This is a genomic window from Collinsella sp. AM18-10 (assembly GCF_003471585.1).
Classification (GTDB): Bacteria; Actinomycetota; Coriobacteriia; order Coriobacteriales; family Coriobacteriaceae; genus Collinsella.
In genome coordinates this window covers 47,438-71,600 of the sequence record NZ_QRJO01000007.1, presented here as the reverse complement: position 1 = coordinate 71,600, position 24,163 = coordinate 47,438, and the positions used below count along the sequence as shown (strand labels likewise).

At 58.5% G+C, this 24,163-nt stretch carries 20 protein-coding genes; 7 read left to right on the top strand and 13 right to left on the bottom strand.

Features of this window, described 5'->3' with window-relative positions; translation table 11 throughout:
- Positions 1-60: 60 nt before the first annotated feature.
- Together DW211_RS06190 and ptcA are read right to left on the bottom strand one after the other, a co-directional pair.
- Positions 61-1,500 carry an APC family permease gene (locus DW211_RS06190; RefSeq protein ID WP_118259859.1) on the bottom strand — a complete coding sequence of 480 codons (1,440 nt, stop codon included), beginning with the start codon at positions 1,498-1,500 and terminating at the stop codon, positions 61-63.
- Between the two features lie 133 nt (positions 1,501-1,633).
- Positions 1,634-2,707 carry a putrescine carbamoyltransferase gene (gene ptcA / locus DW211_RS06185; protein ID WP_118259858.1) on the bottom strand — a complete coding sequence of 358 codons (1,074 nt, stop codon included), beginning with the start codon at positions 2,705-2,707 and terminating at the stop codon, positions 1,634-1,636.
- 330 nt (positions 2,708-3,037) lie between these two features.
- Here ptcA and DW211_RS06180 point away from each other — a divergent pair, with 330 nt between their 5' ends.
- Positions 3,038-4,003 carry a response regulator transcription factor gene (locus DW211_RS06180; protein WP_118259856.1) on the top strand — a complete coding sequence of 322 codons (966 nt, stop codon included), beginning with the start codon at positions 3,038-3,040 and terminating at the stop codon, positions 4,001-4,003.
- 327 nt (positions 4,004-4,330) lie between these two features.
- Here DW211_RS06180 and DW211_RS06175 read toward each other — a convergent pair whose 3' ends face one another.
- Positions 4,331-6,532 (bottom strand): ABC transporter permease, encoded by a 2,202-nt coding sequence (locus DW211_RS06175; RefSeq protein ID WP_118259855.1) that lies wholly within the window; start codon positions 6,530-6,532, stop codon positions 4,331-4,333.
- Positions 6,522-7,307, bottom strand: a complete 786-nt coding sequence (locus tag DW211_RS06170; protein WP_118259853.1) for an ABC transporter ATP-binding protein — start codon at positions 7,305-7,307, stop codon at positions 6,522-6,524. Before DW211_RS06170 ends, DW211_RS06175 begins: the two co-directional genes overlap by 11 nt.
- Positions 7,308-7,451: 144 nt before the next feature.
- Between DW211_RS06170 and vsr the strand changes: the two genes are divergently transcribed.
- The 3 genes from vsr (at position 7,452) to DW211_RS06155 (ending at position 10,536) form a co-directional block, all read left to right on the top strand.
- The gene (gene vsr, locus DW211_RS06165) at positions 7,452-8,429 is read left to right on the top strand and encodes a DNA mismatch endonuclease Vsr (protein WP_118259852.1); all 978 of its coding nucleotides are present in this window, start codon (positions 7,452-7,454) and stop codon (positions 8,427-8,429) included.
- Between the two features lie 497 nt (positions 8,430-8,926).
- Positions 8,927-9,856, top strand: coding sequence for an AraC family transcriptional regulator (locus DW211_RS06160; RefSeq protein WP_158568501.1), 930 nt, complete (start codon positions 8,927-8,929; stop codon positions 9,854-9,856).
- A 56-nt stretch (positions 9,857-9,912) separates the two neighbouring features.
- Positions 9,913-10,536, top strand: a complete 624-nt coding sequence (locus DW211_RS06155) for an HAD family hydrolase (protein ID WP_089572377.1) — start codon at positions 9,913-9,915, stop codon at positions 10,534-10,536.
- Between the two features lie 432 nt (positions 10,537-10,968).
- Here DW211_RS06155 and DW211_RS06150 read toward each other — a convergent pair whose 3' ends face one another.
- Entirely contained in the window at positions 10,969-11,826 is an 858-nt protein-coding gene (locus DW211_RS06150; protein WP_022095149.1) for a class II fructose-bisphosphate aldolase, read from the bottom strand.
- Positions 11,827-12,161: 335 nt separating this feature from the next.
- Between DW211_RS06150 and DW211_RS06145 the strand changes: the two genes are divergently transcribed.
- The gene (locus tag DW211_RS06145) at positions 12,162-12,965 is read left to right on the top strand and encodes a DeoR/GlpR family DNA-binding transcription regulator (protein ID WP_089572378.1); all 804 of its coding nucleotides are present in this window, start codon (positions 12,162-12,164) and stop codon (positions 12,963-12,965) included.
- A gap of 59 nt (positions 12,966-13,024) precedes the next feature.
- Here the strand turns inward: DW211_RS06145 and DW211_RS06140 are convergent, their stop codons facing one another.
- Positions 13,025-14,185, bottom strand: coding sequence for an FprA family A-type flavoprotein (locus DW211_RS06140; protein ID WP_233540962.1), 1,161 nt, complete (start codon positions 14,183-14,185; stop codon positions 13,025-13,027).
- A 129-nt stretch (positions 14,186-14,314) separates the two neighbouring features.
- Entirely contained in the window at positions 14,315-15,301 is a 987-nt protein-coding gene (locus DW211_RS06135) for a LacI family DNA-binding transcriptional regulator (protein ID WP_089572455.1), read from the bottom strand.
- 383 nt (positions 15,302-15,684) lie between these two features.
- Between DW211_RS06135 and DW211_RS06130 the strand changes: the two genes are divergently transcribed.
- Together DW211_RS06130 and DW211_RS06125 are read left to right on the top strand one after the other, a co-directional pair.
- Complete coding sequence (locus tag DW211_RS06130; RefSeq protein WP_089572380.1) at positions 15,685-16,890, top strand: galactokinase family protein; 1,206 nt, start codon at positions 15,685-15,687, stop codon at positions 16,888-16,890.
- The gene (locus DW211_RS06125; RefSeq protein WP_118259847.1) at positions 16,890-18,509 is read left to right on the top strand and encodes a UDP-glucose--hexose-1-phosphate uridylyltransferase; all 1,620 of its coding nucleotides are present in this window, start codon (positions 16,890-16,892) and stop codon (positions 18,507-18,509) included. Before DW211_RS06130 ends, DW211_RS06125 begins: the two co-directional genes overlap by 1 nt.
- 241 nt (positions 18,510-18,750) lie before the next feature.
- Here the strand turns inward: DW211_RS06125 and DW211_RS06120 are convergent, their stop codons facing one another.
- The 6 genes from DW211_RS06120 to DW211_RS06095 form a co-directional block, all read right to left on the bottom strand.
- Positions 18,751-19,686, bottom strand: coding sequence for a hexose kinase (locus DW211_RS06120; protein ID WP_118259845.1), 936 nt, complete (start codon positions 19,684-19,686; stop codon positions 18,751-18,753).
- 56 nt (positions 19,687-19,742) lie between these two features.
- On the bottom strand, positions 19,743-20,624 hold the full coding sequence (locus tag DW211_RS06115; protein ID WP_118259844.1) for an aldose 1-epimerase family protein: 882 nt from the start codon (positions 20,622-20,624) through the stop codon (positions 19,743-19,745).
- A 375-nt stretch (positions 20,625-20,999) separates the two neighbouring features.
- Entirely contained in the window at positions 21,000-21,524 is a 525-nt protein-coding gene (gene lacB / locus DW211_RS06110; protein WP_006234831.1) for a galactose-6-phosphate isomerase subunit LacB, read from the bottom strand.
- Positions 21,525-21,587: 63 nt separating this feature from the next.
- A complete protein-coding gene (gene lacA, locus DW211_RS06105) occupies positions 21,588-22,016 on the bottom strand; it encodes a galactose-6-phosphate isomerase subunit LacA (protein ID WP_006234830.1) in 429 nt (142 codons plus the stop codon).
- 309 nt (positions 22,017-22,325) lie between these two features.
- Positions 22,326-23,339 carry a hypothetical protein gene (locus DW211_RS06100; RefSeq protein ID WP_147357246.1) on the bottom strand — a complete coding sequence of 338 codons (1,014 nt, stop codon included), beginning with the start codon at positions 23,337-23,339 and terminating at the stop codon, positions 22,326-22,328.
- A gap of 416 nt (positions 23,340-23,755) precedes the next feature.
- Positions 23,756-24,094: a PTS lactose/cellobiose transporter subunit IIA gene (locus DW211_RS06095; RefSeq protein WP_006234827.1), complete on the bottom strand. Its 339-nt coding sequence runs from the start codon at positions 24,092-24,094 to the stop codon at positions 23,756-23,758.
- Positions 24,095-24,163: the final 69 nt, after the last annotated feature.

Sequence of the window (24,163 nt, the reverse complement as noted above, 5' to 3'; positions counted from 1 at the left end):
CAAGCCCGACGAAGCGCACGTTGGTACGCGAGGAGGGTTGGAGCCCCAGAACCGGGTGCTCTAGTTCTCCTCGGCCTCGGCGGCCTCCCCAGCGAGACGCTGAGCTGCCAGCTCGGGAGTGAGGCCCTTGTACTCGGTCTCGCGGCCCTTGGCGCTGACGACGCGGACAACCTCGCCGATGAGCAGAAGCACGATGAAGATAACGATCATCGGGAGCTTGTCGCCAATTTCAGCGGCAGAGAGCGGCACCAGCGTTGCAACGATGGCCAGGATCAGCTCGATGCAAGGGATGGCCAGCATGACCTTCATCATGGCACCCTTAAACGGGAACGTGAAGATGCGCTCGCGGTTGGGGTCGTTCTTACGAAGGTTGAGGAACGCCGGGAACATCGGGATATAGGTGAGCAGCAGGAAGACGACGGAGGTGCCGAAGAGCATCCAGAAAACACCGTTGGAGATGGCGTCGATGGGAACCAGCTGCAGGCACAGCACCAGGGAGGCAACGATGGCGTTGACCAGGTTGGCGCCGTTGGGCATATCGTCATCCGAGATCATCGAGGCGAAGACCTTGGGCATGTTGCCGTGCTCGGCAGCGTAGCGAGCGACGGAGTTAACGCCGAAGGACCAAGCGGCCATGTTGGCGAACAGGGTGATCAGGAAGGCGATGCAGATGACCTTAAAGATCATGGAGTCGCCCACCATGGTCTGGACTGCGACGATCATGCCGTAGTCGGGGTCGATGGAATCGGCCGGCACAGCAGCGCCGATGCCAAAGCCAGCGAACAGATAGATCACGGCGATGGACAGGCCACCGACGATAATAGCCTTGGGGATATCGCGAGCGGGATCGGCCATGTCGTCGGTCATGGTGCAGATGACCTCGAAGCCCATGAAGTTAAAGATGATGATCGACAGGTAGCCGAGAGCGTTGGTGTTGGTGAGCTCGGGCAGGAAGGTGGCAGCGGACATGTCGTTCGCAAAACCGTTCTCCATGGCATACCAAATGCCCAAAGCGCCAACGATAACGGCGACGGCGACCTTGATGATGGCGCCACCGTTAAGGACCCACTCGGAGTCGGCCGCCTTGGAGCGGCCCATGAGGTAGACGATCCACACAAAGGCAAGATCGATACCCATCTTGGCGATCAAGTTGAACTCGATGCCAAAGACCATGCCCAAAATGTCGGGGAACATGGTAGCCAGCGAGGCGATCCACAGCGGGTAGTTGACCCAGTAGTAGTACGAGATGCGGGCGCCCCATTTGTCGCCCAGGCCATCGCGCACCCAGTCGTAAATGCCGCCCTCGCCGTCATAGGTGGTGCCGAGCTCGGCGACAACCATGCCATAAGGGAGCAGGAAGGTCAGGATCAGGAAGATCCACCAGAAGAACTGCTGGTTGCCAATGGCAGCAGCAGGAGCGGCGGCCTCGCAAACGAAGACGACGCAGATGATGGTCGAAATGACCGTCAAGAAGGAAAGCTTTTTCTTTCCGTCGCTCATAATGAGCTCCTTCGCTCAGTCTTGGACAGATCCGAGGCCCTAAGGTACTAAGGCAATTGCTTGGGCCTCGGTGAGCGGGCGACAGGAGACGAGCATCCGCCGCCCGCAAACGTGCTTTTAGGCGTCTTGGGGCTTAGAGCTGCTCGAGAGCCTCGAGAGCGGCGTGGAGCTCAGCCTTGGCGGAGTACTCGACACCCTCGTCGTTGAGCGGAGTGCGCTTGCCCAGGGCGGCAAGGAGAGCACGGATGGAGTGCTTGCGGTTCTCGGCCTCGACCCAGCACAGGGAGCGCTCGGGATCGTCCATGACCTCGTCGACGACTTCCTCATTGCGGGTGGCCGGCAGGCAGTGCATGAACTTGGAGCTGGGGCCGGCGAAGTTCATCATGTCCATGGTGACCTGATACTTGGGGTAGAACACGTCCATGTAGTTCTCGCCCGAGACCTCCTCGTCGTACAGGCCATACCACACGTCGGTGTAGATGAAGTCGGCGCCCTTGATGCACTCGATGTCGTCGGAGATGACGACGGAGCCACCGGAGACCTTGCAGTTCTCCTCGGCGATGGCCATCATCTGCTTGCCGAACTCGGCGCGCTCCTCAACGGTGCCAACGTGCAGGCCGCCGTCGGGGATCTGGTGGCCCTTGGGTCCAAACTGGACAAACTTCATGCCGACCTTGGAGGCGATGAACATGAGGGAGACGCAGACCTGGGTGGCGTCGCCGATGAAGGCCAGGGTGCAGTCCTCGATATTCTTGCCCTCGGGGAGGTTCTCGAGCATGGTCATGAGGTCGCCCATCTCCTGCGTGGGGTGGTTGAACTCGGACATGCCGTTGATGACGGGCACAGCAGAGCCCTCGGCGAGGCCGACGACGTCCTTGTGACGGTCAACGCGAGCCATCATGATGTCGAGCAGCGAGCCCATAACGCGAGCGGTGTCGCCCAGGGACTCGTGACCGCCGAGCTGGATGGTGCCAGGGCCATAGAACTGAGCATGACCGCCGAGGTCGGTCATAGCGGTCTCGAAGGAAAGACGAGTGCGGGTGGAGACCTGCTGGAAGATCATGCCAAGGCTCTTGTTGCGGAGCAGGTGCGGATAATAACCGTCAACCTTGATGGCCTTCTTCATTGCCAGGCCAAGATCCTCGATAGCCAGGATCTGCTCTTTGGTGAAGTCGTTGGTGTCGATGAAATCCTTAGGCAGTGCCATGTCGATTTCCTTTCCGCCGGTCTTGCCGACTATTACTATGAGGCGCTCGAACATCACGCCTCGTGTTGACAAGACCATCATTCACCCGTATGCAATTTTTACCTAGTTTATTCGGGATTAAAGACCGTTCACGGAGTTACACCCCCTCTAAACCAATATAAACCCGCAGGTCAAGAGTTTACAGGGGGTTTACCATCTAGAACCGCGAACGGTATACGGCTATGCTGTATCTCGGCGCCTAATCCGTAATGAAACGAAGGGTTGAGACGTCTATATCCCACAAGGTATACAGAGCTCGGCCATAGAATAAATGAGATGGGACGGTGACAGATGAACACCCTGATGTTCTTCTATACCCTAGCGATACTCGTGATCTGTATTGTGACGGCGGTGCTTTCGCTTGCCGCCTATGCCTCGTCCCGTCGACGCTTCTTTATCTATGGCAGCGGCGTATTTATCTGCTATGCCATCGAGATGACCGAGATTTTCTTTTTTGAATACACGCTGCAAAACCAGAGTTTTCCAGCCAGCGACTATTACTCAATTACCATGCCTGTGTTGCGGACCTTTGTGGCGACCGCTTCGCAGGCTTTTATTTGGCTCATTGCCATGGATTTGCTCGACAAGCATTCAAAAAAGCAGTTTGTCATTCCCGTCGCAACGTTCTTGCTGAGCGAGCTGCTGATTATCGTCGCTGTCCCCTACGGCCCCATGCATCAGTGGCTCTACTACACGATGCGTCAGGTATTCCTTGTTTTCGTGGGGCTATATATCTTTTGGACGGCACGCAAGAGCACACAAGTCGAGCTGAAGGCACGCGTTAACAACCAACGAAAGCACCTGATTATCGGCGCTATTCTGGTCGGTTGCATCGTTGCCGAGGATTTCTACAACATTCTGATTGTCCCCATGAGTCTGGCGCCCTCTTGGCTGCAACTATATCTGTCCGAACGCAACTTTAGCGAAAACGTCTTTGCCTGCTACTTTGCGATTCTGCTGATCATCTACTCCTACCACGTGCTTTCAATCCGCATGCAGGAGGCGCCCGAGGAAAAGAACGTCAGCGATCTTGATCGACACATAGAAGAGCAGATGCCCTTCTATCGCAACGCCTACAAGCTCTCCAACCGTGAGACCGAAGTTATGCGTCTGGTCGTACTGGGCAAATCGAACCAAGAGATCGCTGACGAGCTATTCCTTGCCGTGGGCACCGTCAAGACCCACATCCACAACATCCTGGTCAAAACCGAACAGCAAAACCGCACGACACTCATCCTCCACTTTTGGAAGCGATAACCTGCCAAAAAGGGACAGGTTTATTTTGGCAGGTTTTATCTGGACAAACGTCGGCCGCTGCGAGGGAGTTGCCTTCCCTCGCGGCGGTCTTCTAGCAGCAAAAACCAAGTGAGTAGACTTCTTGCAGGAAGCCGAGCACACCCCAAATCGCCACAGCGCTGACCTGCGGTTTTACCGAGCATTTGTCGCGATGTGCTCGGCAGATCCAAAAAAGTCTACTCACTTGCATCTGAGGCGTACCGGAAAGGCAAAAAACCGCCGCGGAAGGGGGCCGACTCCCTCCGCGGCGGTTGTTTGCGTTGGTTTTGCGACGGTTTTGCCCGTCTGCTACTCGCTGTAACGGGTGGCGATGGCAGCTTGCACCATGCCAGCGCTCATGAGGTAGGTCACCAGGAAGTAGCCGCCATAGGCTGCCAGGAAAATCGCACAGGTAAGACCCACGGTGCCGGCGATGCTCATATCGCCGAATACGCTCACCAGCTCGATGATCACTTTGAGCGCCACAAAGGAGTGCGCCAAGCCCACTGCCAGCGGGAACAGGAAGAACACCGCTTGCTGCGCCATCACCGAATGCCGGATCTGACGGTCGTCACAGCCGATCTGTGCCAGCACACGATAGCTGCGGCTGCCGTCGGCCACATTGGAGAGCTGCTGGATCGACAGAATCGCCGCACATGCAATGACCAGCACAAAGCCAATGTAGATGGCTAGATAGCTAATCATGCCGTTCATCTGCGCTGCTTGCGTGTACATCTCGGAACGCGTGATGAAGACTCCCCATCCCCCCGGCTCCTTGCCGTCAACGAGCAGATTGTCGAGCATGGTGTATTTAATGCTCTCGTCTGCCTTGCTCACATCCATCCCCTGCTTGTAGTTAACGAGCAGATTACTGGAATACGGCTGCAGATTAAGCTGGGACAGCAGTTCATCGGCTACGACCACGGTACCGGGATTGCTGCCCATCGCCGAGTTGGCGATGGCCGCCGTGTCCTCGTCCGACTTATCGGTTGCGGGCTTGAGCTCATGCCCGCCCAAGGTGAGGGTATGGCCGCCGGCCATGTATTTGGTGTACAGGTCGCCCAGCTCACCGCCCATATCACACGTGAGCAAATACTGGTCGCGGCCAATGCTCACCGGCTCCTCGCCCATCATCTGGCGCAGTTTGTTGTACTGGCTCGCCGGCGTCACATACAGACCCATCGCATCGGCGTTGCTTCCCTCGAGCGCCTTGGGAAGCTTTTCGCCCATGGCCTTGCACATCTCGCCCGCCACCACCGAGGGGCCCGAGCCGCCAAGCGGGTAACTCAGATACGAATCGATCTGCACATGCTCACCGGCAACATCGGCGATATTGACCTTTTTGCCGGTCTCGTCGTTGTTGTCCGCCGACTTGCGCTCGCCATGCCATGCAGCGTACAAATCGACCGTTGCATCGGCCAGCACCATGCGATCGGCCTCAGACGGATTGACATACTCCTTGTAGTAGTCGAGCGTTTCGGGCGTGTAATAGACATACGTCTGAGACACGTCAACAGGGTTATAGCGCTCCAGGTTTTCGTTCATCACATTGGCAATAGACATACCGCACGTCACCGAGGTAATGGCCAAAAACAGAATCATCGCGATGACGCCCATCGAAAAGCACACCGTGTTGACCTTGGCCGCAAGCTGGCGCACGGTAAACATGTTAAGTCCGCGCCAATACACGCCGCGCAGGCTCTGCAGCAGCTTGATGAGCATGCCCGAGAGTCCCCAGAACAGGGCAAAGGTGCCTACCGTGACCATGGCCGTGGTGATGCCAAACTGGCTCATTGCCCCGTCCAGCTTGTCGCCCGTCTCGGTTAGCGGGAACCCATCACGTAGCAGACGGTAATAGGCCACGCCCACAAGCACCACGCCCACAGCAAAGATGGCAATCGCGATCCAGGGGTTGCGTGTCTTGATGCTCTCGTTGCGACGCTCGGCACCCATAAGCTCGATGAGTTTGGTACGGCGCACGGCGCGAAGGTTCAGCAGGAGCGTGAGCACGAACATTACGAGCATGCAGGCAAGGGTCAGGTTGAACGCATGCACCGAGAAAAAGAAGTGGAAATTGGCGATCTGTGTCTTAAAGAGCGAAGCCGTAAAGAACGTCATGAGCTGGGAGAGCCCCACGCCCAGCACAATGCCGGCGACAAAGGCCACGACCGATACTATCACGGTCTCGAGCGCCATGATCGTGGCGACGCGCCCGCGCCCCATGCCGAGCACCTGGTACAGGCCAAACTCCTTCTTGCGGCGTTTCATGATGAAGTTATTGGCGTACACCATCAAAAAGGCCATGACACCGGCCAAAAAGTACGTCAGGTAGCCGAGCATGCTGCCCATGAGCTCGGACAGTCCCTCCTCCTTGATGCCGGCAATGTCGACCTGCATCGAGACGGTATTGAAGGCATAGAAGACCGTGACACCCAGGGTGAGCGTCAAAAGGTAGACGAGGTAGTCGCGGCCGGCGCGGCGGACGTTGCCCCAAGCGAGTTTACAGAGCATCGGAGCCCTCACCGCCCATCATGGCAACGACCTCCATAATGCGGTCGAAGAACTCTCGGCGGTCGGTGTCGCCGCGGCGCAGCTCGGTAAAGATCTTGCCGTCGCGAATAAACAGCACACGGCTCGTGTAGCTGGCGGCAAAGCTATCGTGCGTGACCATGAGCACGGTGGCGCGCAGGCGGCGATTCAGGGCCTCCAGGCTCTCGAGCAGCAGGCGGGCGCTCTTGGAATCGAGGGCGCCGGTGGGCTCGTCAGCCATGATCATGGTGGGGTCGGTGACGAGCGCGCGAGCCGCGGCAACGCGCTGCTGCTGACCACCGGACATCTGGTAGGGGTACTTGTCGAGTACCTGGCTAATGGACAGGCGCGCGGCCACGTCCTGCACGCGGGTCGAGATCTCTGCCGAGTTTGTGCGGGCAATGGTGAGCGGCAGGGCGATGTTCTCGCGTGCCGTGAGCGTATCGAGCAGGTTGGAATCCTGGAAGATAAAGCCCAGCTCCTCGCGGCGGAACTGCGAGAGCTTGGCCTGCTTCATGCGCGTAACGTCCTGCCCGTTGATGCGAATGGTGCCACTCGTGGCGGCATCGATGGTCGACACGCAGTTGAGCAACGTCGACTTGCCCGAGCCCGAAGCGCCCATGATGCCAACGAATTCGCCGCGGTTGACCGTAAAGCTGACGTCATTGAGCGCGCGGGTCACGTTGCCCAGCGCTCCATATACCTTTTCGAGATGCGCGACCTCCAGTACCGGGGTCGCCATGTGCGTGGTTTGCATACCGAGTCCTTTCTTGCGATTAGTCTACGGCATCTATAGTCGCAAGAAGCCGAGTCGGCTACCATCGATATGGCTTACGCTTGCCTTACCGTTGCGTAAGGTAAGCGTAGTCTGCCATGTGTTGATGTTGAGAGAGGGCTCCTGTTGAAGACTGTTCATGTTGCCGCTGGGATCATTCGCAAGGAAGGATCTGACGAGCTGCTTGCCGTGCAGCGCGGCTATGGCGACATGCAGGGACTTTGGGAGTTCCCCGGTGGCAAGCTCATGCGCGGCGAGACGCCCGAGGACGCCGTACGCCGCGAACTCATGGAGGAGCTGCAGGTCAAAGTCATCAACCTGCGTGATTTCTACACCGTTGAGTATGACTACCCCGATTTTCATCTCTCCATGGAGTGCTACTACTGCTCGCTCGCCGATGAATCCGATGAACCTCAGAAGCACGACCGCCAGCTCGATATCCGCTGGATTCCGCGCACCTCGCTTGCCACGGTGGAATGGATGCCCGCCGACAAGGGGCTCATTGATGCCCTGATTGAGCTGAAGGAAGACCGGCTCGAGGCTAACGGCGCCGAGGCCACCGCGGCAGACGAATCTGCTACCAAGCCCAAACGTAAACCTAAGCGCCGCAGCAAAAAGCGCCCCAAGCCCGGCCTGCTGGACGGCATCGACACCTCGGACCTCTCCGCTGACGAGCGCGAACTGGTCCGCCGTCGCGCCGCCATCAAAAAGTCCATGAAGGGCAACAAGCGTGCCAACACCAAGCCCGAGCTGCTCGTACGACAGTGTCTGCGCGCAGCGGGCCTTACGGGCTATCGCCTGGAGTGGAAGGTACCCGGCAAGCCCGACATCGCCTTTCCCGGGCGCAAGATCGCCATCTTTGTCAACGGCTGTTTTTGGCATCGCTGCCCCAAGTGCAATCCGAGCCAGCCCAAGCGCAATGTTGAGTTTTGGGAGGCAAAGTTCCGTCGCAACGTCGAGCGCGACCGTGCTGCTGTGGCAGCGCTCACTCAAATGGGCTGGACGCCCATAACCATCTGGGAATGCGAACTCAAAAAAGACCGCATCGACGCCACGATGGAAAAGGTCATCGAGCAGGTGCGCGCCACAGAGCCGCAGCGCTAACAGCGAGCATTCACACGCTACGCACGTCCGCGCCACATCCACGTCACAAACCTTAGAAAGCCCTTAAGCTCAAAACCTTTCAAGAGTGTTACTCGATACCTCTGACCTGCAGTTTCATCGTAACACCAAACCAGGTTAAGCCTTTCTTTAGCGCTTCTTTGCGGCAGCCGCGGCATAATGTAGCCAGCGCACGGGACCTAGCAGCAAACCCCGAGCGCATCCTTTTGGTGGATATCGAGGAGGCCGCAAAAGCATGCATTCTTCCAATGACGCAGCACAGCAGCCATCCCTAAAACATGCAAACCTTTTCTCCTTCCCCCCGACACAGAGAAACGGCCTCCTCGACTCCCCCACCACAAAAACCAAGCGCTCAGCCGATCAGAGCCTCAACTTACGAGCATCCTTCGAAAAGCTCCAAGCATCCCTAGACAAGGCGTTCCCCGAACAGGCAAGAGCAATCTAAGCCCATTGCGCTTTATACTGATGCCATGCGAAACATGGATCACATAGAATTGCACCGCGGAGGACGCGAGGAAGCGTTTCCCGAGACCGCCGGAGACTGGCCCTATATTGCCGAACGCGCAGAATTCGCTCGCTATCCGGGCAATTCCGTCCCCTGGCACTGGCATTCCGAAGTCGAGCTTTTCTACATGGAGCAGGGAGCGATTGACTATCGAACGCGCGCGGCTCATGAACACGTGCGCTTTGAGGAAGGGTCCGCCGGCTTTATCAACGGCGGCGTTTTGCACAGCACGCTGCAATCACCCAATTCGGCACCAGCCATTCAAATGTTGCATATCTTGCAGCCGTCGATGCTCGGCGATCCCGCGGGACGCCTTCAAAAGCGCTATATCAATCCTTTGCTGCAATGTCGAGGCGTCGATGTGCTCAAATGGTCGCCCACCAACCCCGACGATATGCCCTTTATCGATTTGCTAAAGAGTTCCTTTAGCCACGACCTTCAACGGCCGCAGAATGAGATGGCGCTTCGAAATAACTTGTCAGAGCTCTGGATTCAGATTTACGCCAAGGCCGAACCGCTCTTTTCCTCCGACGGCGCCTCTTGGATGACCAGCCGCGACGTACAGTTCAAGGCAATCCTGGACTTTATCCGCGCAAACTATGCAGCCGCTATAGATGTGCCCCAGATGGCATCTGCAGCCGGCGTAAGCGAAAGAGAGTGTTACCGCATTATCGAAACTTGTGCAGGAACGACCCCGGCGGCATATCTACGCGCATACCGCATAAACCGTGCTTGCGAACTTTTGGCACACACCACGCGAACGGTACAGACAGTCGCGTGCCAATGCGGATTTATAACGGCAAGCCATCTTGGCCAGGTATTTAAAGAACAAATGGGGTGCACTCCTTCGAGCTATCGAGCAGCGAGGCAGAATCTCGATAGCACCAGGCAGAAATCCCGCTAACCCTTCTTCTGTCACTGCATCAAACTTGCAGGCAAACAACAGAGAGGAGCAATCATATGAAGCACTTTGACCATATCGTATTTGACGTTGATGGGACATTGGCAGATACAGAAGAAAGCGTTCTGTCATCGCTTGTCCAGATTGTCCAAGAAGAGACCAGCAAAACGCTTCCCCGACACGAGCTTGACTTTGCCCTCGGCATACCCGGCAAGGATGCCCTTGAGAAACTTGGGATCTACTCGCAGGCAACGTTGGATCGCTGGTGCCAAGTTGCCGCCAGCTTTAAAAGCACCATCAGCGTGTTTCCAGGCTTGCTTGAAGTCATCGCAACACTCGCCGATAGCGGCTGCAAACTTGGCATCGTCTCCTCACGTGCGCGCGACGAATACGCAAAAGAAATTGCACCCCTTGGTTTCGATAAGTATTTTGAGCACATCATCCTTGTCGAAGACACAACCGAACATAAACCCGCACCCGCACCCATGCTCGAATATCTCCGACGTGCGGGCGCGAATCCTGGCAACGTCGTCTACGTTGGCGACACCGTCTACGACGAACAATGCGCAACTTCAGCAGGGGTCAGTTTTGCCCGAGCAGCATGGGGATCACACCAAGATATCCCAAACGCCACCTACAACCTCAAAACCCCCAACGACCTACTAACCCTAACAACCAAATGACCCACGCGTCCCACCCTTTCAGCCCCAACACCACAAGGGCGATTGAGCAGGACGGTTTGGGCGGGTCCCCGTACTTAGTTTCCAAAATCATTCCGCAGCGCGAAGGCTTCTTATTATTTTCCGCCCAACGCCACAAGGGCGACGACCTCGAGTAGGTCAACCTGGGAGGGACGAGGGCTTAGTTCTCCAATCTTTCCGCAGGGGGCAAAAAGCAACGTCTTATTTTTCCGACACTAACGCCACAAGGGCGATTGAGCAGAACGGTTTGGGCGGGTCCCGTACTTAGTTTCCAAAATCATTCCGCAGCGCGAAGGCCCCCGTTGTCAACGCTTCGAAGAAGCGAGACAACGGGGGCCTTCATGCGCGAGGACGTTTTGGAACTAAGTACGGGACCCGCCCAAACCGTCCGGTGGGATCAGAGTACCCTTGCTGTTACTCTGCTTTGCCCACAGAGTTGAGGTTGGTCATGCGGATCTTAACCAGCTCGGTGATCTCACGCATGCCCTCCTTGGCCGGCTTCTTAGGATCGAAGCAGGCGGGGTTCTCGGCCATGTAGGCCATGAAGCCCTTGGTGTAGGCCTGACGCAGCTCAGTGGCGTAGTTAACCTTGCAGATGCCGTTCTTCACGGCCTCGGCAACCTGCTCATCGGGCACACCGGAGGTGCCGTGCAGGACCAGCGGCACGTCGACGGCGTCGCGGATGGCCTTGACCACGGACTGCTCGATGTGCGGATCGCTCGTGTACACGCCGTGGCTGGTGCCAACGCCAATAGCGAGGGAGGTGCAGCCAGTGCGCTCGACGAACTCCTTGGCCTCGGCAGGATCGGTGTAGGGGCTCTCGCCCTCAACCGCGGGACCGTCGTCCTCCTTGCCGCCGACCTTGCCGAGCTCAGCCTCGACAGGCACGCCCATGGCGCGGCCAGCATCGGCGACGGACTTGGTCAGGGCGATGTTGTCCTCGAAGGACTCGTGCGAGCCGTCAATCATAACGGAGGTGTAGCCAGTGCGGAAAGCCTGCATGCAGCGGTCATAGCCATCGCCGTGATCGAGGTGCAGAGCGACGGGCACGGAAGCGCGCTCGGCGGCAGCCTTGACCATGCCGTAGAAGTAGTCCAGACCAGCGGTCTTGATGGTGCCCGGGGTGGTCTGCATGATGACGGGGGACTTGGTCTCCTCGGCAGCGGCCAGAACGGCCATAACAAACTCGAGGTTCTCGACGTTGAACGCGCCGACGGCGTAGTGGCCGGCCTGAGCGTCCTTGAGCATCTTTTCGGTGGTAACAAGTGCCATGAGCGTTTGCTCCTCTCCCTCGCCCGCATCTGGACATCGGGCGTAGTTGTTCACAAGGCGTTTTACCTTGCGTTTTGCTGCGCTCATTGTATGAAATTCAGCGGCTTTGCACGTGCGAGATATTGTCATCGCGCGAGGTTCAACCTTCATTTTTGAAAAGCAAACGGAAGGGATCGAACCCGAGCGCGCGTGTTCGATATTGAGTTTTGAGCCTTGATCGTCTTTCTTTTATAGAAAAGATAAGTAATCGAAAGGTATTTTCTTACTCAAAAAGAAAATGAACGAAAATAGAGTCAACACAATTCCTGCAAATTTCAGACGATGATGGAGCAGATATGGCCCACGCAACAACCCGAGCTTTCGCCGACGAGCGTCGTTCCGCCATCATGGAGATGCTCGATCATAATGCCTCGGTGCAGGTAGCAGAAATCGCCCAGACCTTTGGCGTGTCCTCCGTCACCGCCCGAGCCGACCTGGACGCGCTCGCGGAGTCCGGCAAGCTGCGCCGCACGCATGGCGGTGCCGTATCGCTCCACAAACGCCTGACCGTTTCCACGCAGGATCGCCGCATCAATGTCAACGTCGCCGCCAAGCAGGCCATCGCGCAAAGCGCCATTGAACTCGTCGGCAATGGTGACACTCTGCTCGTCGACTCGGGCACCACAGCGCTCGAATTCGTCCGGCTCCTCGACCAGCGCGATGGCATCACCGTCATCACGGCCGACATTACCATTGCCGATTACATCGACGAGAGCATGCCCTTAGTCGATGTCGTCATGCCGGGCGGGGCGCTGCGCAAAGGCCATCGTTATCTGTACGGACCGCTCACTATGCAGGCGCTCCAAATGGTCCACGCCGATCTTGCCGTCATGTGCCCTGGAGCTTTTGTTCCCGGCTGCGGCTTTACGACCGACTTTCCGCAGATGGCCGAGACCAAAGCGGCTATGGTCGGTGCCGCCCGTCAAAGCGTCGCCCTTATGGACGCCAGCAAGGTTAACGGACGCGGCATGTACCGCTTTGCCGAGCTGACCGATGTCGACACCATCGTGATGGACCGTGATCCCGATGGCGCCGTCGCCACCTCAATCGCCGAGACCGCCGATGACGCCCGCCCAAATCTCGTCATCGCCGGCGCTTAAACAAAAACCACCACAAAGGTGCCTTTGTGGTGGTTTTCACATCAAAAGCTAACAAATCGCTACTTGGAAAGCTCGTCGGCGAGGGCCTCTATCTGAGCGCGCGAGGTGTCGTTGAGCGAACCCAGGACGGTCACTTTGTTCTGCGTCAGGGTGATGTCCTTCATGCCCTCGAGCTCCTTGGTCATAACCTTAGCGGCGGCAGGTGCCCAGGAGCCGGCCTCGACGAGTGCCACCGTACGGTTCTGATAGGCGTGCTCGGCAAGCGTGTGGATAAAGGTGCTCATGAACGGGAAGATCTCGCCCTGATAGGTGATGGAAGCGAGCACCAGACGGTCGTAGCGGAACGCATCCTCAACGGCCTCGGCCATGTCGTCGCGAGCCAGGTCAAAGACGGAGACCTTCTGACCGCGAGCCTCAAGCGCGGATGCGAGCTCCTCAACGGCAGCCTTCAGATGGCCGTACACGCTCGCATAGGCAATCGTGATGCCCTCGTCCTCGGGCCGATAGCTCGACCAGGTGTTGTAGGTGTCGAGGTAGTAGCCCAGGTTCTCGGTCAGCACGGGGCCATGAAGCGGGCAGATGATCTGAATGTCCAGATCGGCGGCCTTCTTAAGCACGGCCTGCACGAACTTGCCGAACTTACCAACGATGCCAAAGTAGTAGCGGCGAGCTTCGCAAGCCCACCCTTCCGGATCCTCGATGTCGTTGGCGCCAAACTTGCCAAAGCCGTCGGCACTAAAGAGCACTTTGTCGGTGGCCTCGTAGGAGAAGAGCACCTCGGGCCAGTGAACGTTGGGAGCGCCAACAAAGGTCAGGCTGTGGCCGCCCAGGTCGAGCACATCGCCCTCTTTGACGACCATCTTGCGCTCGGGGAAATCGGTGCCAAAGAAGTTGACCATCATGCGGAAGGCGCCCATGCTGGCCACGATCTGTGCCTGGGGATAGCGCTCCATAAAGGCGGCGATACCGGCGGAGTGATCGGGCTCCATGTGATGGACGACCAGGTAGTCGGGCGTACGGCCGTCGAGCGCGGCCTCGAGGTTGCCGAGCCATTCGTCGACAAAGCCAGCGTCAACCGAATCGGCGACAGCGATTTTATCGCCCAAGATAACATAGCTGTTGTATGCCATGCCATTCTCGGACACGTCGTACTGGCCCTCGAACAGGTCAATGTCGTGATCGTCGACACCGATGTAGCGGATATCCTTGGTGATCTCCATCAGGCAAAGCCTCCTAGATAGACAAAAGAACCCGTCTATCATAACACTCGGTAGTATCCCAACTGTTATCTGCCGGCATCCATACCGATTGTTATTGAAATACGATAAATCGCCGTTTACCTGCGCAAACTATGAGCGTGGTATCGCCGTGCTATGTCGAATAATGAGTTGGCCGGGAATACGAATGGCAACGGTTTTGCCCGCCGTACCCGCCTCGGGAACCGCATGCTCGAATACCTCGCGTCCGCGCTGATGTAGATCGAACCGCACGGTCGTGAGCTCGTTATGCGCGACAAAATCATCGAGCGAGTCATCGACGCCCACCACGCTCACGTCCTCAGGCACGCACAGACCGCTATCACGCAGCGCGGCAATCGCGCCATTTGCCATCTGATCGTTTGCCGCATAGATCGCCGTCATGGTGCGATCGTGCTCGGCCAGGTACCTGCCGGCCTCGTAGCCGCTGTTAGCAGACCAGTCGCCCTCGAGCGGTTCTGCCGGCGCGATGTGTTTACGCTCGAGCGCATCCTGCCAACCGGCGCGACGAAATTGCTCGTCGACCGAGAACGACGGGCCGCCAATATAGCGAATCTGCTCGTGCCCCAGCTCAAACAGATGATCCATAAGCAATAGCGAGCAGCCGTAATGGTCGGAATCGACCGTGGTCACGCGCGGATGCGCGTACATGGTAACGATGACCGTTCCAATGCCCGGCAACGGATCGAACGTCTCAAAATCGGGCGCCATGCGACTCATGCCGATGATGATACCGTCCACGGGCAGCGCGGCCATACGACGCGTGGCCTCGGCAAGCGAAAACTCCTCGGTCTTGGACATCTCGACCAGCGTGATGGCGCAGCCGCGCTCGCGGGCCGCGCTGGCAATGCCGTCAATCATCGTAAGGTTGCCAAACTTGGTGACATCGTTGACGCACAGGCCGACCGAATGGTAACGGCCGTCGCGCAGCGAGCGACCGGCATAACTCGGACGAAAGCCAAGCTCTTGCATAGCGGCCTGCACGCGCTGGCGCGTCTGTTCGTTAACGTTGGGCAAGCCGTTGGCGACGCGCGAAACCGTCTGCTGCGAAACGCCAGCAGCGCGGGCGACGTCGGCCATGGAGACCGGACGCGTACCTGTATCGTTGGACGGGCGCCTTGCCACAGGATCACCTTCACCCTTGAGAGATCTGAATAGCGTGAATGCCGGCCCGGGCAGAAATACATCCCGCGCCGAGGCCCGCTATCGTCGGACGCATGTTAACGTACTCTACTTTTTCTATCTGCATCTCTTCTGCTTTATAAGTCCATACGGCAGTACCGTTCACGGCTGAATTTCTACCGATTACCAGATTCTCAAAAAGTGATAAGTGTTGTGTTATGAGTACGTTAACATAGCCCGTAACGTGCGGCATCGTAGATGCTGAGTTTATGCCGCTTCAGATTGTTAACGTACTCACTACGACGGAAAACTCGTCAGTATGCGCCAAGGAAAGGACCCTCATGACCACCCCCGACGAAAAGACACTCGCCACACTCACCAAGCTGTTTGAGGAGGAGTTTGGCCCCATCGGCGACCGCCAGGTGCTCTACGTGCACGCGCCCGGCCGTTCCGAGATCAGCGGCAACCACACCGACCACGAGGGTGGCCACGTTATCGCCGGCTCGCTCGATGTCGCCGTTGACGGCATCGCCGTGGCAACCGATTCCAACAAGGTCCGCGTTGCCGACGAGGGCTATCCCACGTTTGAGATCACGCTCGACACGCTGGATGTTCAGGAGTCCGAGAAGGGCACGTCCGCAAGCCTCGTGCGCGGTATGGCCCACGAAATCGCTGCTCTGGGCGTTGAGCCCCAAGGCTTCGACTTTGCCTTTACCTGCTCCGTCCCCTCGGGTGGCGGCCTTTCTAGCTCCGCCGCTGTCGAGGCGGCTTACGGCCGCGCCATGGAGACGCTCTGGGGCGCGCCCGCCATTGAGCCCGTCACGCTCGCCCAGATGAGCCAGCGCACCGAGAACAACTATTACGGCAAGCCCTGCGGTCTTATGGATCAGGCGGCTGTGTGCCTGGGCGGCCTCGCCTACATGGACTTTGAGGATCAGGCTCGACCTAAGACCCAGAAGCTCGAGCTCAACTTTGAGGATCACGGCTATGCGCTCGTGCTCGTTAAGGTCGGCGCCGACCACGTGGCGGCTACCGACGACTACGCCGCCGTTCCGCGCGAGATGCAGGACGTCGCCGCCGAGTTTGGCAAGGCACGCCTGTGCGAGGTCGACGTTGCCGACTTTGACGCCAAGCTCCCCGAGCTGCGCGCCAAGCTGGGCGACCGCGCCTGCCTGCGCGCCGTTCATTACTGGTACGAGAACGGCCTGGTCGATAAGCGCTGGGCGGCCCTCAACGCCGGCGACATTGATCGGTTCCTGGTCCTGACACGTGAGTCCGGTGCCAGTTCTGCCATGTACCTGCAGAATGTCGTCGCCAAGCTGGGTTCCGAGCAGCCTTCCATGTATGCCCTGGCACTGGCCGAGCACGTGCTCGACGGCCGCGGCGCCGTGCGTATCCACGGCGGCGGCTTTGGCGGCACCATCCAGGCCTTCGCGCCGCTCGACCTCGTCGACACCTTCATTGCCAAGATGAACGACTGGCTGGGCGAGGACTCTGCCCGCCACTACGCGATTTCTGACAAGGGGGCTTACGCGGCATGGCTGTAATGATTGATGTGCGCGAAGCCGCGCAGAACCTGATCGAGTACGCCATTCATCGATCGATGATCGGCCAGGACGATCGCATCTGGGCATACAACACCATTCTGGAGTGCATCGGCGCCACGGGCCCCGCACTCGACATGGCTTGGGCACTCAAGACCGAGAAGATTTCGCTCTTGCACCCCGATACACTCCCCAACTTTGACCTGGAGGGCACGCTTGCCGCGCTTGCCGAGGCCGCCGTTGCCAACGGTGCTGCCGAGGACACGGCATCGGGGCGCGACCGCATCGCCATGCGCATCATGGGCGCGCTCATGCCGAGGCCTTCGGTTGTAAACGAAGAGTTCAATGGGCGTATGGGCGTCAACGAGCCCCGCGCCGCGACCGACTGGTTCTACGGCCTGTGCTGCGATGCCGGCTATGTGCGCCGCGCCGCCATCGCACGCAACATCAAATGGAGCACCCCCACCAACTGGGGCGATCTTGAGATCACCATCAACCTGTCAAAGCCTGAGAAGGACCCGCGCGACATTGCCGCGGCCGGCGCCGCAAAGAACACGGGCGAGAAGTATCCCGCCTGCCAGCTCTGCATCGAAAACGAGGGCTATCCCGGACGCTCCGCCGCAGCCGACGGCGGAGCTCACCCCGCCCGCCAGAATCTGCGCGTTATCCCCATCCAGCTCGACGGCGAGCGCTGGGGCTTCCAGTACAGCCCGTACGCGTACTTTAACGAGCACTGCATTGCCATGAGCTCCGAGCATCGTCCGATGCACGTCGAACGCAAGGGCCTGACCTGCCTGCTCGACTTTGTGGACCTGTTCCCGCATTACTTCATCGGCTCCAACGCCGACCTGCCCATCGTGGGCGGCTCGATTCTGTCGCACGACCACTTCCAGGGCGGCGCGCACGAGTTCCCCATGATGCATGCCGCCGAGGTCTCGCAGTTTAGCATGCCCGGTTTTGACCAGGTCACCGGCACTGTGCTGCAGTGGCCGCTCTCGGTGCTGCGCCTGCGCTCGCATGACCGCGCTCAGCTGCTCGACGCTGCCGAGAAGATTATCCTCGCCTGGCGCGAGTGGACCGACGAGTCTGCGGGCGTTATCGCGCACACGGCCGACGGCGTAGCGCACAACACCGTGACGCCCGTCATCCGCCGCGTCGACTCCCGCGGCAACGCCGGCGGCGAGATTTACGAGGCCTACCTGGCGCTTCGCTGCAACATCACGACCGACGAGCATCCGCTGGGCGTGTTCCACCCGCATGCCGAGTATCACCACATTAAGAAGGAGAACATAGGCCTGATCGAGGTCATGGGCCTGGCCATTCTGCCGCCGCGCCTGGTTCCCGAGCTCGGCGCTGTTCGCGAGCACCTGCTGGCGGCCAAAGCCGATGCCAGCTACGATCTTGCCGGCGCTCTCGAGAGCGACGACCTTTGCCGCAGCCACGCCGCATGGGCTGAGGACGTCTACGCCCGCCGTGCCGACGAGCTTACGGCGGACAACGCCATCGATATCCTGCACGAGGAGGTCGGCGTGGTGTTTGGCCACGTGCTCGACAACGCCGGCGTCTTTAAGTGGGACGAAGCCGGCCGCGCCGCCCAACAGCGCTTTATCGACTCACTGTAATGATCCCCTGGGGACAAAGGAAAACGGATCATTTCGTCTTCAAGACAACGGCGCCCGCCGGCAACATCGCCAGCGGGCGCCGTTTTTGCGTGTAGTCATTGGGGACGCTCTTAAACGACTAGTCAAACAAGAACGTCCCCAACGACTAATGACTCGAGCGTGGAAAATCTCCCACTTTGAGCTCGTATGGGCACCAAAAGCGGGAGATTATCCACGCTCATTCTATTAGAAGTCGCAACCGCTACAACTCTACGACCTCAACGTTGTTGTAGATCTCGTCCCAGCGGTCCATAACCAGGTGGCCGGTCTTGGGATCCATGGCGTTGAGCTTGCCGCAGGTATTGGCGGTCTTGAGCACCGTGACATCGTCGGCACCAGCAGCAATGGCATGCGCAAAGCCGGCGATGGTCGAGTCGCCGGAACCCGTCGCGTTCACAGCCGCAATCGCGGGCGTCTTGGCGCGGAACGCGCGACCCTCATGGAAGCCCACCGAACCGGCAGCGCCCATCGAAACGACAACCCAGGGAATATCGGCAAAGCGGCCATCGGCGGCAAGCGCCTCGCGCAGGGCATCGACATCATCGGTCGTAAAGGACGTACCCAGCAGGCCGTTAATCTCGGTCAGGTTGGGCTTTACGAGCTCAGGCTTAGCGTCGGACTCCAGCGCGGCCTCCAGCGATGCACCCGAGGTGTCGAGCAGCACCTTAGCGCCCGCCTCCTCGGCGATCTTGACGAGCTCGGCATAGTAGCCGGCATCGACGCCACGCGGCAGCGAGCCCGAAAGCGTCACAACGTCCGCCTTCGCTGCAAGCTCGGCGAACTTAGCCGTAAAGGCCTCGAGCTCGGCCGGGGCGATCTGCGGGCCGCTCTCCAGCAGCTCGGTCTGATTGCCCTCGTGCAGAATATTCAGGCAAATGCGCGTCTCACCGGCAATGGGCACAAAGTCGTTCTTGACGTCATCGGCATCCATAAGCTCGGCCATATAGGCACCCATGTGGCCGCCGAGCAGACCGGTCGCAAGCACATCGTCGCCCAGCTGCAGCAGCACGCGGCTCACGTTGAGGCCCTTACCGCCAGCGGTCTTTTCGGGCGTCACACGGTTAACATCGTCGATGATCAGCTTGTCGAGCTGATAACGCGTATCAATCGACGGGTTCATGGTAACGGTCAGAATCATATTGAACTCCTGTTTCCGGGGCACGACGTGTGCGACCCCAAACATACGATAGCTCTTTAAAGGATCTCGATCTCAAAGCAGCGAGTGACGGTCTCTCCCGGCTTGGCCACCAGGCAGCCACGCTTGTGCTCCAGAATATCGTCCTCGTCGGAGCAGGTGGACAGACCACCCCACGGTTCAACAGCCACAAAGTCGCCCTCGGGCTTGCTCCACACAATCAGGTACGGCATATCGGGGAACGTCAGGCGCACGCCCTTGTCCTCGGTTTTCTTGGTCAGCGTAACCACGCGGCTCTCGAGCACGTCAAAGATGGTCTCCGCAAAGTCGAAGAGTTCGTGGGTAAGCGGCAGGTTCTGGCCGATCATGGGGTTCTTGCTGCGATGCTCAACATCAATCAGGCCAGTCGAGGGAACGGCAGTACAGAGCTCGGTGGCCTCACGCTGCTCAAAACGAAGCTCATAATCGTCATAGGACTCGCCCTCGTCGAGCGGGCACTTAAAGCCGGGGTGACCGCCCACAAAGAATGGCATATCCTCGGTGCCCTCATTGGTCACCTCGTACGACACGGCCACCTTAGCCGCATCGATCGTGTAGCGCGCGACGATCTTAAACGGATACGGATACTGCTCGAGTAGCTCGGCGTGGTCGGCAGAGCTTAGGCTCAGCGCAACCATGCTGTCGCCCTGCTCCTCGAGCTTCCACTCCTGCTTGCGGGCAAAGCCGTGGCGGGCAAGCTTGACCTCGCGGCCGCCCATGGTCATCGCGCGGCCGTCACGAAGGCCGCCGCAAATCGGAAAGCAAATGGGTGCCTGGCCCGACCAGACCGCCGGATCGCCCTGCCACAGGTACTCACGGCCGTTGGCCGCAATAGAAGTGAACGACCCGCCCGCCGTGGTCAACGCCACACGAATCAAACCGTTATCAAGAACAAACTCCATAGGAGCCTTCCCTTTCTTACGACAGCCCGCCAAGTCAATAGGGCTGATAGAAAACCGGCCCGCGCCCCCTCACAGAAACGCGAGCCGTCAATTGAAAAGCTGCAGAATGCCTGGTACCGCCAAGAGCGAAGCACTCAAGCCAAGCAAGCAAACGTGTTATCGGAGCAACTTGCCATACCAGAACGCTTCGCAACAACTGCGGTAAGCCCACAGGCCACTCAGACATCAGCGAGAAGCCAGCTGGCGAGGCAAGGTGCCGTGAAGCGAGACGGCATTGACCTTCTGGTCATGCCGTCGAAGCTGAGCGGCAGATTGCCCGCCAGATGGCTTCGCAGCGTCGACCGGTCCGGCGTTTGTTAAAACGCCGGAACCTAATTAGTCGTGGTATTCGCCGCGGTCCCACTTCTCGAGGAACTCGTCAAAGAAGTGCGGGTCAGCCTGAGCCTCGGCGTCGGCCTTATTGCAGGCATCGATCTTGGCGATCAGGGCATCGTGCTCGGGAGTCTTCTCGTAGGGCTCCTCCAGGAAGGCAAGCATGATATCGGCCATCAGGAACTCGCCGGTGATCTTGCCGCCAAAGCCCACAATGTTGGCGTTGAGCTCACGACGGGCATACAGGGCAGAGGTCATGTCGCGGACCAGGGCGCAACGGGCGCCGGGGACCTTGTTGACGGCGTTGGTGATGCCGATGCCGGTGCCGCACAGGGCCACACCAAAGTCGGCCTTGCCGCTGGCAACAGCCTCGCCCACGGCCTTGCCGTAGATGGGATAGTGCGTACGGGTGTGGCTGTAGGTGCCGCAGTCGAGCACCTTGTAGCCAGCCTGCTCCAGGCGGTCGGCCAGATAGATCTTCTCGTCCGTAACGATATGGTCGCAACCGATTGCGATGGTCTTCTTCATCAGAACGTCCTTTCGTCTGAATTCACAAGTTGAGGTAGAAGTTCGAGTTCTCGGTGGCTCTCGTTAGGCCATCTTGTTGAGCATGTCGACACGGATCTGGTGACGGCCGCCGGCGTACTGGGCGCGCAGGAACTCGCGGGCGATCTTCTTGGCGACCTCGGTGCCCACAACGCCCGGGCCCATGGTGACCATGCGCGAGCCATTGTGCTCGCGGGTCATGTAGGCGGAACGCTCGTCGGAAATGTTGGCGACGACCATGCCCTTGATCTTGACGGCGGCCATATAGGAGCCGACGCCGTACTTATCGAATGCGAAGCCCTGGGAATCCTTGTGCTCCAGCAGGTCCTTGGCAACGGCGGTCGCGGAATCGACAAAGTCCGCGGCAGGGGTCTCGGAATAGTCGACGACCTCGTGACCGTCGGCGATGAGCATCTCCTTGATGGACTCCTTCATCGACATACCGTCGGCATCGGAAGCGATTACAACCCTCATGACATCCTCCTTGAGAGATACGCAGGTGCGTAGTTTCTGTTTGGAAGTGTTGAATCGCGTTCAGGTCCGGGCATCTGAATGTGCGGTTCTTCACTGTTCATGTTTATTTGAACACATTCGAACACCGACTGCAACAATTATTTGTTTGTCTTTGTTCTTTTTTGAACAAATACCGTTTACGGATGATTGCTGATCGTTTGGGCTCAAGAAAGGCCCGGCCTGCCACGTATTCAACAAATAGAAAGGGCGGCCGAGAACGCATCTCGGCCGCCCTATGGCGGTATGCCCCAGCAAATCCAGCCGTTTTATCTACTCAGACTGCCCACCTTTTTTGGCGTGCTTGGACGGAGCACTCAGAAAGCGGCCCGTCAAATAGTTCGCCGGGCCGGAGATATCAATCCCCAGCAGGGTGTGGCCCAGCCACAGAAACGCCACAAGCACCAGCAGCGGGATAACGCACGAGGTCACGATCATCACGATGACGCCTTCAATTAGGTCGGTCACCTGTTGCACGATCTCGTCGGTCATTTGCTTGGCACCACTGGTTACCGACGTGAACAGGCTCGAGGCACCGTCGGCAAGCTGTTCAAGCACGTTCTTGGACTCTGTGGACTCGGTCTTTTTCTTGCTTGCCTTGGAGCTGTCGCTATCTGCCGTACCCGCAGCGTCGGCCGCCTTTTGCTCCGCCGCTTCGATGCTCACTCGATACGTTTCGTCGACCTTTTGCGATACCCACACACTCGCGGGTACAAGCGCCATGCCGATCACGGCAACCACCAGCACGCGCGTCGCCACGCGGCGCAGGACGGCGCTCGTGCTCCAGCGCCCATGAATGCCAAGCGACACCGCAAAGAGCACCAACGCAAACGGGATTAAGATGCCTAGGCCAACCGACCACAAAATAGTCAGCAGATATTTCTCGAGATAGAGCACGGCAAGCACGATGCCCAAGTTGCCTGAAAGCTGCGCGAGCTGCTCGGCAACCGGCGTTCCCGTATCACCCGGCAGCGCGGTAATGCCCGCAGATAGCGCCACGCACGAGGTCGTGAGCGCCAGTACGTTACCTTTCTTTTGATCGATGACCTCGATGGTGGAGTCCCAAGTCTTGGTATCGGCAAAATGCGGACGAGCTACAAAGCCCGACAGCAGCGCCAGCACCACGAGCGCAACGATAAAGCCAATCTGGAGCTTTTTGTTTGCGCACACGACATCGGACAGGCTGGGCTGCAGCTCGGTTACCGTCGTATGCTCGGTTATCTGGACAGGACGCCCATGAGCCATCTCATACGCGTCTCTTTTTTGAATTGATCCGTTGTCCGGCATTTGGATACCTCCTCATTCCGGCCTGTATTGCGGATGGAAGTATACCCACCCATCGAAAAACCGAACGGCAGGAGGCGCAACAAGCTGCTGCATGATCCGCCCGCCATGAAATGGGCCCATCTACTACGTTTAACCGCCCATCCCCGACCATGCCACAAAGCGAAAAAACAAAACCGCAGGTAGAAGTCCTGCGATTTTTCATGAAACGCGGGTGTGTTCGAGGGTATCGGGTTAAACGTAGTAGATGAGCCAGTTTCGTGGCGAGCGCTGCCAACCGATCCTCCGGGGACGGGAAAAGCGGGTCATTTGGGGCTGTCGGCCCCTATTTCGCCGCAACCTAGATAGGTGGGATACAGAAAAACCCTGCCGCGGATAGCGGCAGGGTTTTTGGAAGGGGACGAGGTTGTGAGGGTTCGTTAGGCGAGCTTGGCCTCGAGCTCGGCGATGCGCTTGTAGGCATCGATGGTAAAGCGGGTCTGCTTCTCCAAGATCATGGTGGTCATGAGGGTGTCCTGAGCGTGGGCCATGATGAAGGTCATCTCCATCTCGCCGCCGCCGGCCTCCTGCGAAAGCAGCTTGGTCTGCGTGTCGTGGGCGCCAATGAGTGCATCGCTCGCATCCTTGTGCAGCTGTTCGGCCTTCTCAAAATCACCCTCGCGAGCAGCATCGAGCGCTGCAAGCAGATCAGTCTGGGCGTCACCCGCGTATGCGACGATCTCGAATCCAACCATCGAGATTTCTTCTTTGGTTGCCATATTGCGTTCCTTTCACATATGAACCAATGGAGAGCATCGCGTCCGGGCATACGCGCTGCGTTGTGTATG

What these genes read in the sequence shown, in the direction of transcription:
- DW211_RS06170 (WP_118259853.1), bottom strand. Translation starts at nt 7,307, where the DNA reads ATGCAAACCACGCACATGGCGACCCCGGTACTGGAGGTCGCGCATCTC.
- DW211_RS06150 (WP_022095149.1), bottom strand. Translation starts at nt 11,826, where the DNA reads ATGGCACTTGTTACCACCGAAAAGATGCTCAAGGACGCTCAGGCCGGC.
- DW211_RS06125 (WP_118259847.1), top strand. Translation starts at nt 16,890, where the DNA reads ATGATTGATGTGCGCGAAGCCGCGCAGAACCTGATCGAGTACGCCATT.
- DW211_RS06115 (WP_118259844.1), bottom strand. Translation starts at nt 20,624, where the DNA reads ATGGAGTTTGTTCTTGATAACGGTTTGATTCGTGTGGCGTTGACCACG.
- DW211_RS06130 (WP_089572380.1), top strand. Translation starts at nt 15,685, where the DNA reads ATGACCACCCCCGACGAAAAGACACTCGCCACACTCACCAAGCTGTTT.
- DW211_RS06095 (WP_006234827.1), bottom strand. Translation starts at nt 24,094, where the DNA reads ATGGCAACCAAAGAAGAAATCTCGATGGTTGGATTCGAGATCGTCGCA.
- DW211_RS06190 (WP_118259859.1), bottom strand. Translation starts at nt 1,500, where the DNA reads ATGAGCGACGGAAAGAAAAAGCTTTCCTTCTTGACGGTCATTTCGACC.
- DW211_RS06135 (WP_089572455.1), bottom strand. Translation starts at nt 15,301, where the DNA reads ATGGCCGACGTCGCCCGCGCTGCTGGCGTTTCGCAGCAGACGGTTTCG.
- ptcA (WP_118259858.1), bottom strand. Translation starts at nt 2,707, where the DNA reads ATGGCACTGCCTAAGGATTTCATCGACACCAACGACTTCACCAAAGAG.
- DW211_RS06140 (WP_233540962.1), bottom strand. Translation starts at nt 14,185, where the DNA reads ATGGAGATCACCAAGGATATCCGCTACATCGGTGTCGACGATCACGAC.
- DW211_RS06120 (WP_118259845.1), bottom strand. Translation starts at nt 19,686, where the DNA reads ATGATTCTGACCGTTACCATGAACCCGTCGATTGATACGCGTTATCAG.
- DW211_RS06100 (WP_147357246.1), bottom strand. Translation starts at nt 23,339, where the DNA reads ATGCCGGACAACGGATCAATTCAAAAAAGAGACGCGTATGAGATGGCT.
- DW211_RS06180 (WP_118259856.1), top strand. Translation starts at nt 3,038, where the DNA reads ATGAACACCCTGATGTTCTTCTATACCCTAGCGATACTCGTGATCTGT.
- DW211_RS06145 (WP_089572378.1), top strand. Translation starts at nt 12,162, where the DNA reads ATGGCCCACGCAACAACCCGAGCTTTCGCCGACGAGCGTCGTTCCGCC.
- DW211_RS06175 (WP_118259855.1), bottom strand. Translation starts at nt 6,532, where the DNA reads ATGCTCTGTAAACTCGCTTGGGGCAACGTCCGCCGCGCCGGCCGCGAC.
- lacB (WP_006234831.1), bottom strand. Translation starts at nt 21,524, where the DNA reads ATGAAGAAGACCATCGCAATCGGTTGCGACCATATCGTTACGGACGAG.
- DW211_RS06160 (WP_158568501.1), top strand. Translation starts at nt 8,927, where the DNA reads ATGGATCACATAGAATTGCACCGCGGAGGACGCGAGGAAGCGTTTCCC.
- DW211_RS06155 (WP_089572377.1), top strand. Translation starts at nt 9,913, where the DNA reads ATGAAGCACTTTGACCATATCGTATTTGACGTTGATGGGACATTGGCA.
- lacA (WP_006234830.1), bottom strand. Translation starts at nt 22,016, where the DNA reads ATGAGGGTTGTAATCGCTTCCGATGCCGACGGTATGTCGATGAAGGAG.